Consider the following 13,464-nt stretch of genomic DNA (forward strand, 5'->3'; position numbering starts at 1 on the left):
GCGGGAACATCCGGTTGGCCGCCTCCGGCAATGTCGGCGCGTGCCACACCGGTGATCGGCGCCTCGCCGCGTTGCCGGACCGACGGAAGGCCCCGTCTTCCGCCGACTCGGCCCGGTCCCCCGACACCACCCGAGGCCCCCGATCGGTGCAGCGCGGAGATCCCGGACCAGTGGGCCCGGGACCGATACCACCGTCGGCGTCGAACGGTCGTCAGCTCGGGTTCTGGGCCCGGCGACGGCGCACGAGGAGAAGCACGCCCGCGCCCGTGGCCACCGCTGCGGCAGCCGCGCCCGTGATCGGCAGCGCCGGGGAGCCGGTTTCCGCCAGGATTCCGCCGCCCGTCGTGCTCCCGTCGTCACCGGCCGTCGACGAGCCGCCTCCCGAACCACCCGAGCCGCCGACCGAGCCGCCCGAGGAATTGTCCGAGCCACCCGTCGAGCCACCCGAGGCATCGCCCGAGCCGCCCGTCGAGCCGGTCGGTCCCCTGCCCGTGACGTCCAGTGTGATGTCGGCCTTGTCATTGGCCTTGTTGGGGTCGAAGGGTCGTGCTTCGGTGCTCAGGGCCACCCGGCCCTTGGCGTTCGCCACCCGCTTGTCGATCTTCAGCTCGAAGGTGTAGGTCTCCTGGCTGCCCTCGTTCAGCGACCGCATGCCGCAGACGTACGCATTGCCCTTGGCCCGGCAGAACTGGCCGCGCTTGACGACCGACGTTCCGGCGGGAGGCGTGACCGTGACGCTGACGGACCGCTCCCCCTCTTTGGTCAGAATCCAGGCGGGCCCGGCGTTGATGAACTTCACCTTCATCGTCACCGTGTCACCGACGCTCCCCTTCAGCGCGGCACCCGTCACCTGGTAGTCGGCCGTGTTGACGGAGGTGACGGGTACATCGACAAGTCTCGCGGATCCCTCGCCCCCGGCCTGTCCCTCGACCAGTTTCACCGCCGGCGCGGTTCCCGCCACCGGCGGAGTGCCGTTCTCGTCCTCTCCGGGATCGACGTCCCAGACACTCACCCGCAGTTCGTCGTTGAGCGCGCGGTCCAGTGCCTCGACGCGGAGAGGCTTCTCGGGCGTGTGGACGGTGCCCGGCTCCACCACTTGGTCGAACGCGCACACCGCGGTCCATCTCTCGGGCATCTCGTCGTAGGACCGGACCTGCTGTGTCCGGCAGTTGGCGGGAACCTCCGCGAAGTCGAGCCCTCGGGTGACGGCGTAGTAGACCCATACCTTCTCGACTGCCTTGGTGCCCTTGTTCGCCACGGTGGCCGGCAGATCGAAACTGCTCCCAGGTTTCACCCCGTTGACCGGCGCGATGCCTCCGACGACCAATTCGGGTGCGGTTTCATCGCCGAAGGCGGCGGGAGCCGCGGCCAGTGCGATCAGTCCGGCGGCTCCGAGGACGGCGGTAACGGCACGGGAGGTGCGACGGCTGTGCGGGGGTATCGGCATGGAGAGATCCTCTGTCGGCACGCGGGAAAACAGACGGTGGCTTCCAGGAAAAAGTTTTCCGTTCCCTAGACTCTTCTCTGCCTCGAACGGTTGCGCGGCCGGTGCTTCCTTCGCCTTGCGCTCACACCGGCCGGACACCGCGAGCCCCGTCCCCGCCGTCGGCTACGCCACCGTGCGGATGAGCTTCTTGTTGACGAACTCCTCGATGCCCGGGCGGCCCAGCTCTCGGCCGAAGCCGGAGCGCTTGATGCCGCCGAAGGGCAGCTCGGCGCCCTCGGCGCCGACGCCGTTGATGAACACCATGCCGGCCTCGATGCCGTCGGCGACGCGGGCGGCCTGTACCGGGTCTGTGGTGAAGACGTACGACCCGAGACCGTACGGGGTGTCGTTGGCGATCCGCAGCGCGTCCTCCTCGTCGGCTGCCCGGAAGACCATGGCGACCGGGCCGAAGAGTTCCTGGTGCGCCGTGGCGTGCTCGGTGGTGAGACCGGTGAGGACGCCGGCCGGGAAGCGGGCGCCGCTGCGTTCGCCCCCGGTGTGCAGGGTCGCGCCTTCCGCGACGGCGGCGGCCACCTGGCGCTCCAGGGTGTCGGCCGCGGCGACCGAGGACAAGGGGGCCCCGGACTGGCGGGCGAGGAGCGCGGTGGTGAACTTCTCCACGAATGTGTCGTGGAGGTCGGAGGTGACGACGAACCGTTTGGCGGCGTTGCACGCCTGGCCGGTGTTGTCGAGGCGGGCGGACACGGCGGCGTCCACGACGGAGTCGAGGTCGTCGGTGGACAGCACGATGAACGGGTCGGAGCCGCCGAGTTCGAGGACGGCCTTCTTCAGGTGCCGCCCGGCGATCTCGGCGACGGCGGCCCCGGCGCGTTCCGATCCGGTCAGGGACACGCCTTGGACGCGCGGGTCGGCGATCACTTCGGCGATCTGCTCGTTGGTGGCGTAGACGTTGACGTAGGCGCCGGTCGGGAAGCCGGCCTCGGCGACCAGCCGTTCCAGCAGTGCCGCGGTGGCCGGGCACTGCGGGGCGTGCTTGAGGACGATGGTGTTGCCCAGGGCAAGGTTCGGGGCGGCGAACCGGGCAACCTGGTAGGCGGGGAAGTTCCACGGCATGATGCCGAGCAGGACCCCCACCGGGCTGCGCCGGATGACGGCGCGGCCGGGTCCGGAGGTGACGGAGAGCTCCTCGTCGGCGAGGAACTCCTCGGCGTGATCGGCGTAGTAGTGGTAGATGTCGACACAGAAGTCGACCTCGCCCTCCGCTTCGTCGAGCGGCTTGCCCATCTCGCGCACGATGCCCGTTGCCAGTTCGGTGCGGTGCTCGGCGTGCAGATCCCCGAGCCGGCGCAGGAGTGCGGCACGCTCGGCCACGGAGGTGCTTCGTCCCCAGGCGGTGGCCGCGTGGGCGGCGTCGACGGCCGCGGCCACCTCGGCGTCGGTGGCGGTCGGGTAGGTCCGGGTGGTCATGCCGGTGGAAGGGTCGGTGACGGCGTACATCAGGTCTCCAGGAAGTTCGGGGAGCGGTGGTGGGGGCCGCGTGTCGGACTCGTGTCCGGGTGGGCCGCGAGGCCGGTGTCGTGGAGCCCTACGGTTCGAGAATGGTGCGGCCCCCGACGGCGGACTTGAGGTCCTCGAAGGCGGCGGCTGCCTCGTCGAGGGGGCGGACGTTGCCGATCAGTTCGTCCAGCGGCAGCCGGCCGGCCAGGTGGAGACGGGCCAGTTTCGGGATGTCGATCGCACCGACGCTGGAGCCGTAGTTGCAGCCGAGGATGCGCTTTCCCTGGTCGGCGAGGTCGAAGAGGTTGAACGCGCCCGTGGCGTCGGTGGCGGCCATGCCGACCAGGACGGCCGCCCCGCCGGAGGTGAGCATGCCGGGGAGGGTCTCGATGACCTCGGGGCTGCCGATGGCCTCGAAGGCGTAGTCGGCCCCGTCGAGTTCTTCCCGGCACCAGGCGGCCACATCGGTCGTGGCGGCGTCGAGCGTGTGGGTCGCTCCGAAGCGTTCGGCGGCGGCCAGGCGCTCGGGCGAGAGGTCGACGGCGACGATGGGATCGGCCCCCACCAGGCGCAGGCCCATCACCACGGACAGGCCCACTCCTCCGGCGCCGACGACAACCGCGGACTCGCCGGGCCGCACGCCGGCGGTGTTCATGACCGCGCCGATGCCGGTGGAGATGGAGCAGCCCAGGAGGGCTCCGATGCCGAACGGCAGTTCGTCGGGGACCTTGACCGCAGCCGATTCGGGAACGACGACCCGGCTCGTGAACGCGCCGAGGCCCAGGTAGGGCCAGACCTCCTCGCCCCGGGCGTCGGTGATGGGGGTCGTGCCGTCGGGCAAGGTGTTCTCCACGGCCCGGGTGCCGGTGCACAGCCAGGCCATGCCGGCCAGGCACTTGCGGCAGCGACGGCAGGGCGCGAACCAGGAAAGGACGACGTGGTCGCCCGCCTTCACCGCGCTGACGCCCTCGCCCACGTCCGTGACCACACCGGCGGCCTCATGGCCCAGTACGAGGGGACGGTCGCTGGGCCAGTCGCCCGTCAGGATGTGCAGATCGGAGTGGCACACCCCGGCGGCGCGGACGTCGATCTCGACCTCGCCCGGCCCGGCGGGCCGGTGGGAGATCTCGCGGATGTGCAGTCCGGCGACGGGGTCGTGGGCGATGGCGGGGGAAAGGTGCGCGGACATCAGTGGGCCTTGTTCTCTTCGGAGTTCTCTTCGGACGACGGGGTGGAGGAGAGCCGGGTGTGGGGTTTGGCGACGGCCACGTAGACCAGGCCGACGACGAGCAGTGCGGAGAAGACCAGGACCACGGCCCAGATCTGGATCCAGCTGCCGGTCGGCGGGGCGAGTTCGGCGCGGGGCCAGGCGATGTTGACGGCCTCGAACAGCAGCCACACCACGGCGAGGACGTTGATCACCAGACCGGCCCGGCCCAGGCGGAACTCGCCCGCCGCCGGGTTCCAGCGACCGCTCAGGCGGGCGAAGAGCGCGACGAGGGCGACCGTCAGGAAGATGAAGTAGAAGCCGCCGGACCCGAAGGAGATCAGTGTGGCCGCCGCGTTGCCGTTGAGCCCGAGCAGCAGGCCGAGGCCGGCGAGGACGGCCGTCACGGTGAGCGAGGCCCAGGGGATCTGGCGCTCTCCGACCTTCGCGAGCTGGGCGGAGCAGGGCAGTTGCCGGTCGCGCGCGAAGGCGTAGACGGCCCGCCCGATGTAGGTCTGGATGGAGATGGCGCAGGCGAAGAACGCGACCAGGACAACGATGACGAACGGCTTCTCGCTCCAGCCGCCCAGGCTCTGCGCCACCGCTTCGAAGACCGGGTCCGCGGTCTTCCCGGAGACGGCGTCCTCGGGGCGGCGCAGCGAGAACGTCACCGCGACCGAGGTCAGCAGCACCGTGAACGCCACGAACACGTAGGAGCGCAGCAGCGCCCGGGGCACGCTGCGGCGCGGCTGCTCGGTCTCCTCGGCGACCTGCGTGGTCGCGTCGAAGCCCAGGAAGGCCCAGCCGGCCACGGCCAGACAGGTGACGAACCCGGCCACGACGGACCCGCCCGAGGCGGCCTCGGCGCCCAGGGTGTCGAACAGGATGCCGAAGCCGTTGTTGCGCGCGAAGAGCAGCAGGAAGACGCTGATGGCGAGGGAAGCGACGCCTTCGGCGATGATGCCCGCGTTGAGGAAGTGTTTGACCGGATTGACGCCGAGCAGGTTGATGCCCAGGGCCACGGCGATGAAGACCACCCCGAGCAGCACATGGGTCAGCGGTGACGGTGCGGAGTCGCTGAAGAGCATGTGCAGCCAGCTGGAACCGAGGTAGGCCACGGTGGTCAGGGAGGCGATGGCCGAGGCCAGGTAGATCCAACCCACCAGCCAGCCCAGCCGCGGTCCGCCCAGTCGGCGGACCCATTGGTAGACGCCGCCGGTGATCGGGAACTGCGAGGAGAGCTCGGCGTAGACCGTGGCGACCAGCAGCTGTCCCAGGAACGCGACGACGACCGCCCAGATCCATGTGGGGCCGGCGAAGACGAACCCGAGCTGGACGACGGCGTAGATGCCGACCACCGGGGAGATCGTCGCGAAGCCGAGGGCGAACACGGCCCACGGGGAGAGGGTGCGTTTGAGTTCCTGTTCGTAGCCGTACTGAGCCAGGTCACCGGCATCGGCGCGGTTGTGGTCCACGTTCGTCTCCTGGCGTTGCTACGGGCGCGCGTCGGCGTCGCTCACAGGGTGGGGGTCGGCCGTCGGCCTGCCGGTTCCTACCAGCCACGGGGCTGGTGCCACAGCAGCCGTACGGGCGGCGACCATGTATTGGCTCCAAGGCCAATTGCCATTTGGCTGCACAGCCAATAGCATCCTTGCCATGACGTCAAGGGGTGCTGGGCGACAAGTTCGCAAATCGGCGGCCGAGCGCCGCCGCGAGATCGTGGCGGCGGCCGCGAGGGTCGGGCTCGAAGAGGGCTTGGAGTGCGTCACCCGTCAGCGGATCGCCGACGGTCTCGGAGTCCAGTCCGGACTCATCCACCACTACTTCCCGGTGGTCGAGGAACTGGTGGCCGAGGCGTTCGCCGAGGCCACCACGGCGGAGCTGGACGGCCTGCTGCCCGACACCGCGGACGGGGCCGAGGACGGCGACCCCCTGGGGGTGCTCCGGCGCTTCTTCACGCTGATCTCGGGTGCCGAGTTCGACAACGTGAGCAAGCTCTGGCTCAACGCGCGCCACCTGTCCCGCTACCGCCCCGTGCTCCACGGTCAGGTCGTGAGCCAGGAGCTGCGCTGGTGCCGCCGCATCGAGCAGATCGTCGCGCGGGGCGTGAAGGAGGGGGCGTTCCGCTGCGAGGATCCGTGGGCGGCCGCCGTACGCATCCTCGCCGTCGTCGACGGGGCCGGCGCGTACATCAACACCAGCGCCGACCGTCGCGCGGCGCCCCTCACCGACCTCGCCCGCACGCTCGCAGAGGCGGAACTGGGTCTGGCGGCCGGCGACCTGCGAATGCCCTGAGTCATCGCCCGTCACGAAGTGGGATGGATGGACGGTACGCCCCGGCCGGGGGTGCCGGCGGCCGAGTGCTTCGTCCCGGACGCTGCCGTGGTCGGCGCGGGTCCACAGCCGTCCCCAGCCATTGCCGCGGTGAGCTGAGACCGGGAGATCTCGGGGGGCTCATGCCTCCCCTGGTGCTTCCGGTCCGTCAGGCTCCGGTGGAGTTCTTGTCGCCGAGCGGCCATGCCTCGATGTCGCGGTAATGGATCGGCCCTCGGCTGCGGCCGACATTGCTCCCGACCAGGTGCAGACGTTCGGTGTGCCATTGACGACCGGTGAACCCGGCGAGCCCTTCGGCGATCTCCCCCACCGAGGACCGGTCGCCCCGGCGTGCACGGGCCAACGTCAGATGGGGTCGCAGGGGCCTTTCCGTGAAGGCGACACCGCAGTTCTTGACGGTGGTACGCACATCGGCGGCGAGCATGTGCAGCCCGTCGAGGTCTCCCTCGATCCCGCTCCAGAGCACCCGGTCGTCGAAGTTCCCGCTGCCGCGCAGTGCCAGGCGGAGCGGCTGGTGATCCGCCGCGAGGCCGGCCAGAGGCGGGCGCAACAGCGGAACCGTCCCGACCGGGAGTTCCCCGAGGAACGCCAGGGTGATGTGCCAGTCCTCCACCCGGTTCCACCGCATCCGGGGGTGCGTGCCGTAGGCGGGGCGCAGTTCCCGGGCCAGTTCTTCTTTCGCGTGGTCGGGCGGGGCGAGCGCGATGAACACGCGAACAGTCGCGGGCTGAGTCTGATCGTTCACACCGGCCTTCGTACCGTACCCGGTGGTGGATGTGATGACCCGGGGTACGGCAGGCGAGCACTCGCGGTCGCGGTACTGGGTGGTGGTGCCGGCCCGGCCCGGTGGGGCCGTGGTTCAGTCCGCGGCGCAGGGGTTCCGGGTTCTCGGATCGGCGGGAAGCGGGTCCACCTCCTCCGGGGTGAGTTCCCGGTCGCCGATGACGTCGCACAGCTAGCTCTCGGTACCATCGGTCCGGCGACAGCTGAAGCGCTTCGACGGCGTTGTCAGGCCTCTCGTACAGCACCGTGCCGCCGTCGATGGTGACGCCTCTGAAAGCGTATTGCACGTTGGTCCTTCTGCTGCTCGGCCCGGTTCAGGGCCGCGTCGCGGGCGGGGAGCCACTGTTCGGCGCCGGCCATCGCGGTGGGGGTGGGCAGGTGTTCGGGGGCACGGTCCGCTTCCTGCCAGCGGTCCATTTCGTGCCGCACGGTCTCCCGCCAGCCGAGGAAGGACCGGTCCTCGGCCACCCATGCGGCGAGTTTTTCCCACTCGCCGATCAACGCCTCGTGCGTGAGCTCGACGGTTTCGGTGCCCTCGGCGCTGCGGTCGGTGACGAGGAGCCGGGTGTGGGTGGCGAGTCGTTGGGCAAGGTGCCACTGGTCGGAGCTGAGGTCACCGCGCCGGGCGAGGCGCCGGTCGCTCCTCGCGGTCGTTCACCGCGGGGTGAAGAGGTGAGCGGACGTCCGGGGTCAGTGCCGGGGCCGGTAGGGCGGGAATCCCTCTGGATCGGTGAGGTCCTGGTCCGCGTCGGGCCAGCGGCGGCGCAGTACTGCGGCGATACGGCGGATCCAGCCGGTGACGTGGGGCAGGGCCCGGTGGGTCCCGACGGTGTGCGCGGCGGCTTCCAGTGTGGCGATGAGTTGGAGTCGGCCGTGGTCGCCCGGCGGGCGGGTGTCGAGCCGGGTGAGTCGCTGCAGGCGGACGAGTGCCCAGGACGCACAGGCGGCGGCGAGGCCGTCTCCGTACCGCCGGTCGTCCTCGGCTTCCGGGATGCCGCGGGCCAGGGCGTGGCGGTATTGATCCGCGAGGCCCGTAGTAATTGGATCGCCCACGGTCAGCCAGGCCGGGCCTGGAACGTACAGGCATACCGCGTCGGTCAGCGCGTGGGTGTAGCCGGCGAATTCGAAGTCGATGAGGCGGGCATCGGCCGGGCCGGTGGCGTGCAGCATGATGTTGTTGGCTTCCGCGTCACCGTTGCTGAGGGCGAGGAAGGGGCCCGGTTCAGCCAATTCGCGCATGGCTGTGGTGAGTTCGTGGAAAGTCCGGCTGCTCGGCGGCGTCCCGAGCGCCGATGCGTGTCCGATCGCCTCCTCGCGGAGTGGGACGAGTCGTCCGGCCCGGTCCGCCGCGGTGTCGACCGGTCCCAGCCCGGCCCGCCGGGCGTAGTAGGTCTCGGCCCGCCCGGCGGTGACCGCGCTCAGTGTGCCGCGGGCGCGGGCGAACGCCGCCAGCCGGTCGCCGTGCGCCGCCGCGCCGTCCTGTCGGAGCAGTTGGTCCAGGCAGACCCGCGGAGCGAGGTCTTCCAGGACGAGGAACCCGGCAGTCGTGTCGGCAGTGATGACGCGAGGAGCGAGTTCCGTTCCCAGGTCCTCACCGAGGAACCGGAGTGCCGCCAGTTCCGTGCGCAGCCGCCATGAAGCGGTGCGGTTCTCGCGCTGCCCGTCCGATATGCGCTTGACGACCACGGGGCTCGGAAGTGCCGGAGCGTTCCGGAGCCGGACCCGGGTCACGGTCCATGACTTCAGCGGCTCCCGACGGTCGACAACGACCGGCGAGGCGCACAGCTCGGTCAAGAGGTCCCGCAGCGTGTCGACTCCGCGTGTCCCTCCTGGCGCATCCGTCATCCGCTCACCCCGTGGTTCTCTCCCCCGCCGACCGGCTTGCACGTACCTGTCGGCGCCCGGTTCTCCGGTACCTGTGGATTTTTCAGGTGTGCTCAGTCGTTCACCCCGGCCTCCCGCTTGCACCGTCGCAGCACGTAGTCGCTGAAGACACCTCATGCAGTTGAGCCGCCAAGCCGTGGGAGTCCGCCGCCCCATCGTCCCCGCAGAACCTCGGCCCAGTCCCCGGCCTCCGGCCCCGGATCCTCCCACGGCGGTACCGGACCGGGAGCCGTCTCGATCAGGTGCACGAGCGTCCAGGCGACGCCGTAGCAGTCGTCGGGGCCGAAGCAGGTGGCCAGGGCAGCGGCCTCTTCGGACGTGACAGGGCGGGAGATCGTCCTCAGCTGGCGTTCACGCCGGTCGATCTCTTCCTCGCTCGCGTCCCAGTCAGGAAGCGGGCCGTCGGCGACGAACGTCTGCACTTCGGGTCTCATGACCGAATGATCGTCTCCCCCGCCGCCCCTGGACAAGCTGCCCGTTCCGCTTCGGGCGGTGACTGTTCCTGCCGGCCGGGGCTCTGCGGGGAAGGCGATCGCTTCATCGAACGGGATCCGTGCCAAGGCCCGAGACGGGGCTCGTCGAGCCGGGGCAGGTCGGCGGGCAGCGGACCGGTGTGCTCCCATGCCGGCCCGACCTGCGAGCGGTACCAGCCCCCTTCACGCACTGCCGCGTCCAGTGCGAGTCAACTTTCGGGGTCGTTGGCATCGAGCACGTTCCGCAGTGGTGCGCCTCGGCAGTGGGTTCATCGGGTGAGGAAGTCGAGCAGGATCTGCCGGCTCGTCTGCGATGTCAGGCTCCCGTACGCGTCGTCGAAGGCGTGCTCCGCGAAGGGGAGTTGCTCGACCGTGGTGTCGACGTCCTTGGAGCGCAGTGCCGTTGCGAGGTCGTTCACCGTGGACGGCGGCGCGCTGCGGTCCCGGTCCCCGACGACGAGCAGGGTGCGCTGCAGCCCCTTCGCGATCTGGTTCGTCGGCGACACCTCGCGATAGCGGGCGGGGTACTCACGGGGCGTGCCGCCGGTGAACAGTTCGGCGGCCTCGCGCGTGCCGGCGACGTCGCGCTGCCACATGTCGGTCACGTCGGTGCCCGGGTAGAAGCCGACGACCGAGTGCGGTGCCTTCGGTGTCCGGCCGTCGGTGGCCTTCAGTGTGGCGTTCTGCAGGCGGTAGGCGGTGTCCAGGGCGAGTGTGCCGCCGGCCGACATGCCGCCCATCGATATCCGGTCGGCGTCGATGCCGTACGCGTCGGCGTGCTCCTCGGCCCAGCGCAGCGCGGTGACGAGGTCCTGGGGTGCTTTGTTCCAGGTCGGGCGGTCGGGTGTGGCCAGGCGGTAGTCGACGGCGAGAACGGCCACGCCGTGGTCGGCGAGCCAGCGGCCCGTGCCGCGCAGGTCGCTCTTGTCGAAGGTGTGGAAGCCGCCCGCGTGGGCGAGCACGATCGCCGGGACCTTGTGCCGCGCACCGGCCCGTGCGCCGTTGGGCAGATAGACGTCCGCCTTCAGGTGCTCACCGTCGCGCACCGCGTAGGTGGGAGTGGCGTCCGGGGTGGTGTCGGGATAGGTGAGCTCCGTGAGGACATCGCCGAACGAGACATCCGTCCCGGCGTTCTTCGCCGCTGTGAACTGGACGGCCCCGATGGTGAGAGCGCCCGCCGTGGCCAGTGCGGTGAGCGCGGTCAGGGCCCGGCCCCAGCGTACGAGCCCGCCGCGCCACGCCAGTACTCCCAGAGCGGTCCCGGCAAGTCCGAACAGGGCCAGGTGGAACGGGTACTGCCCGCCCAGGACGGGACCGATGATGCCGATCTTCGGTATCGCCGGTACGTACGCCCCGAGCACGATCGCCACGACGAGGAACGTGAGGAACGAGGTGAACACGGCCAGGGCCGCGCGGAGCGTGCGGCGCAGCGGGCCCGGCCGGGCCACTGCCCCGGGCCCGGGGGCGGGGGCGGTGGTGGTGGATTCGGGCGACACGGATCGTGCGGACGCGGACATGGCGCGGCTCCTGGGCAGTGGGGAAACGAAGGGTGGTGTGCCGGGGGCGGCCTCCTGTTGCCGCTGTTCCCGACGCACCACCAGCGTCGTGCCACGCACCTTCGTGGGGCGTCCCGCGCCGGAGCCAACCTTCCGCCTGGCTCTGCGGAGGGACGGCCTCAGGCGGGCGGTGCGCCCGGTACCACGAGTCCGCTCTCGTACGCGTGGACGGCCGCCTGGGTGCGGTCGCGCAGCCCCAGTTTCATGAGGATGCGCCCGACGTGTGTCTTGACCGTCTCCTCGGCGATGGTCAGGCGCTGTGCGATCTCCTCGTTGGACAGGCCGAGCGCGATCTGGCACAGCACCTCGGTCTCCCGCGGTGTCAGCTCCTCGACGCGCACTCCGGCGGCCCGTCGCGGGCCGGCGGTGACCCGGGCGTACTCGGTGATCAGCCGCATCGTCAGGCCGGGCGCGAGCAGGGCGTCGCCGGCCGCGACGACCCGGACGGCCTGGGCGAGCTGGTCCCCGGAGGCGTCCTTGAGCAGAAAGCCGGAGGCTCCGGCGCGCAGGGCCTCGTAGACGTACTCGTCGAGGTTGAAGGTGGTCAGGATCAGGATCCTCGTCCGGCTGCCCGGTCGTGCCGCGATGCGCCGGGTGGCCTCGATGCCGTCCATGTGCGGCATGCGGATGTCCATCACGACGACGTCCGGGGCCAGTTCGTCGGTCTGCTCCACCGCCTGCACGCCGTCCTCGGCGGTGGCCACCACCTCGATGTCGGGCTGCACGCCGAGCAGGACGGAGAAGGCCTCGCGCACCATCGCCTGGTCGTCGGCGATCAACACGCGGATGGTCATGGGGTGGGCTCCTCGGCGTACGGCGGGACGGGAAGGACGGCAGCGACCTCGAAGCCGCCGTCGGGGGTGGGGCCCGCCGACAGTTCGCCGCCGAGCATCGTGGCACGCTCGCGCATGCCGGTGAGGCCGTGGCCGGCGCCGGGCGAGGGTGCGGCGGGACGTGTCGCGGGACTGTTGGCGATGCGCAGTCGCAGTGTGCTGTGCCCGTGGTCGACGTGGACGGTGGCCGTGGCGCCGGGGGCGTGGCGCAGCACGTTGCTGAGTGCCTCCTGCACGATGCGGTACGCGGACAGCTCGACCCCGGGGGGCAGCGGACGCGGGGTGCCGCCGGTGTGTGCGGTGACCGGCAGGCCCGCCGTGCGCACCGACGCCAGCAGTGTGTCGAGCTGGGCGAGCGAGGGCTGCGGGGCGGTGGCCGGTGGCTCGTCGCCGGGCGGCTCGGCCCTCAGCAGGCCCAGCAGGCGCCGCAGTTCGTCGAGTCCTTCCTGGGCCGTGGCCCGGATCGACACGAACTCGGTGACCAGGGCCTGGGGCGGATCCGGTACGCGGTGCGGTGCGGCGTCCGCCTGGATGGAGATCATCGACATGTGATGCGCGACGACATCGTGCAGTTCGCGGGCGATCCGGGCGCGTTCCTCCAGGACGGTGCGCAGTGCCCGCTCCTGGGCGGTGGCCGCGATCTGTTCGGTGAGCCGGGCCCGGTCCTCACGTCGTCCGCGCGCCACCGCGCCGGTGATCAGCGCGAGTGCGAACAGTACGAAGCCGAACACCGCGAGCTGCCATGAGCCCACCGCCGCCCCCGCCAGTTCGAGGCTCAGCATCACGAGCCCGCTGAGTCCCGTGGCCAGGGCGGCCGAGGGTGTCGGGACGCGCAGCGTCAGCAGGAACAGGACGCAGGCCTGGACGGCCCATACCCACAGTTCGTTGTCGGGCGTGGACGGATGCCCCAGGACGATCCCGACGGCGAGTCCCGTCGACAGCCACCAGGCGGGCACCGGGCGGCACAGCGCCACCACCACGGTGGCCGCGTGCGCCACGGCCAGCAGGCGTGCGGTGGTGTCCGCCCCGGTGGCGGCCAGGGCGACGGCCGCGAGTACCACCAGGGTGTGCGGCAGCAGGCGGAGGCTGCGGGGCCAGGTCATGGGCGGCAGGGGCTGGGACCGTGCGGTCAGCAGGTCCGCCCGTGGGTGCCATGCGGTCGGGCGCCGCGGCGGCCCCGGGGCTGCCAGGCCCTCCACGTAGTCGCACATGCGGGCATTATCGGGCATTTCTGGTCCTTCGTGCCGGGTGAGGAGATCCCGGCCCGACACTAGGAGGTCTCGGGCCGGGCCCGCGTCCTCCTGGGGAGCCCATCCGGCACGTAGCTCCGCAGAGCTACGTGCCGTGGATCCGCCCCATGGGCCCGGCGCATGGCGCGCTCGCTCGCGGCTTCGGTGCGGGAGGGCAGGAGGGTGCGAGGGCCGGTGGGGTGGTAGGCCGGCGGGCCGTG

Annotated in this window: 11 protein-coding genes and 1 pseudogene; 1 reads left to right on the top strand and 11 read right to left on the bottom strand. The window is 71.0% G+C overall.

Annotated features, from left to right (window positions below):
• Positions 1-211: 211 nt before the first annotated feature.
• From OCT49_RS00945 to OCT49_RS00960, 4 genes are all read right to left on the bottom strand, one after another.
• The gene (locus OCT49_RS00945; protein WP_283849968.1) at positions 212-1,585 is read right to left on the bottom strand and encodes a hypothetical protein; all 1,374 of its coding nucleotides are present in this window, start codon (positions 1,583-1,585) and stop codon (positions 212-214) included.
• A 24-nt stretch (positions 1,586-1,609) separates the two neighbouring features.
• On the bottom strand, positions 1,610-2,944 hold the full coding sequence (locus tag OCT49_RS00950; RefSeq protein ID WP_283849969.1) for an NAD-dependent succinate-semialdehyde dehydrogenase: 1,335 nt from the start codon (positions 2,942-2,944) through the stop codon (positions 1,610-1,612).
• Positions 2,945-3,032: 88 nt separating this feature from the next.
• Positions 3,033-4,133, bottom strand: a complete 1,101-nt coding sequence (locus tag OCT49_RS00955; RefSeq protein WP_283849970.1) for an alcohol dehydrogenase catalytic domain-containing protein — start codon at positions 4,131-4,133, stop codon at positions 3,033-3,035.
• Positions 4,133-5,626: an APC family permease gene (locus OCT49_RS00960; RefSeq protein WP_283849971.1), complete on the bottom strand. Its 1,494-nt coding sequence runs from the start codon at positions 5,624-5,626 to the stop codon at positions 4,133-4,135. The genes OCT49_RS00955 and OCT49_RS00960 overlap by 1 nt, the downstream gene beginning before the upstream one ends.
• 181 nt (positions 5,627-5,807) lie before the next feature.
• On the opposite strand from OCT49_RS00960, the gene OCT49_RS00965 reads away from it, so the two are divergent.
• The gene (locus OCT49_RS00965; protein ID WP_283849972.1) at positions 5,808-6,446 is read left to right on the top strand and encodes a TetR/AcrR family transcriptional regulator; all 639 of its coding nucleotides are present in this window, start codon (positions 5,808-5,810) and stop codon (positions 6,444-6,446) included.
• 187 nt (positions 6,447-6,633) lie between these two features.
• Here the strand turns inward: OCT49_RS00965 and thpR are convergent, their stop codons facing one another.
• The 7 genes and pseudogenes from thpR to OCT49_RS01000 form a co-directional block, all read right to left on the bottom strand.
• The gene (thpR, locus tag OCT49_RS00970; RefSeq protein ID WP_283849973.1) at positions 6,634-7,230 is read right to left on the bottom strand and encodes an RNA 2',3'-cyclic phosphodiesterase; all 597 of its coding nucleotides are present in this window, start codon (positions 7,228-7,230) and stop codon (positions 6,634-6,636) included.
• Positions 7,231-7,493: 263 nt separating this feature from the next.
• Positions 7,494-7,895, bottom strand: a pseudogene (locus OCT49_RS00975) (nSTAND1 domain-containing NTPase); the annotation flags it as partial.
• A gap of 63 nt (positions 7,896-7,958) precedes the next feature.
• Positions 7,959-9,113, bottom strand: a complete 1,155-nt coding sequence (locus tag OCT49_RS00980) for an aminoglycoside phosphotransferase family protein (RefSeq protein WP_283849975.1) — start codon at positions 9,111-9,113, stop codon at positions 7,959-7,961.
• A 152-nt stretch (positions 9,114-9,265) separates the two neighbouring features.
• The gene (locus tag OCT49_RS00985) at positions 9,266-9,586 is read right to left on the bottom strand and encodes a hypothetical protein (RefSeq protein ID WP_283849976.1); all 321 of its coding nucleotides are present in this window, start codon (positions 9,584-9,586) and stop codon (positions 9,266-9,268) included.
• A 308-nt stretch (positions 9,587-9,894) separates the two neighbouring features.
• On the bottom strand, positions 9,895-11,142 hold the full coding sequence (locus OCT49_RS00990; RefSeq protein ID WP_283849977.1) for an alpha/beta hydrolase: 1,248 nt from the start codon (positions 11,140-11,142) through the stop codon (positions 9,895-9,897).
• A 158-nt stretch (positions 11,143-11,300) separates the two neighbouring features.
• A complete protein-coding gene (locus OCT49_RS00995; RefSeq protein WP_283849978.1) occupies positions 11,301-11,975 on the bottom strand; it encodes a response regulator in 675 nt (224 codons plus the stop codon).
• Positions 11,972-13,243: a sensor histidine kinase gene (locus OCT49_RS01000; protein WP_283849979.1), complete on the bottom strand. Its 1,272-nt coding sequence runs from the start codon at positions 13,241-13,243 to the stop codon at positions 11,972-11,974. The genes OCT49_RS00995 and OCT49_RS01000 overlap by 4 nt, the downstream gene beginning before the upstream one ends.
• Between the last annotated feature and the right edge of the window lie 221 nt (positions 13,244-13,464).

This window comes from Streptomyces sp. ML-6 (genome assembly GCF_030116705.1).
Taxonomy (GTDB): Bacteria; Actinomycetota; Actinomycetes; order Streptomycetales; family Streptomycetaceae; genus Streptomyces.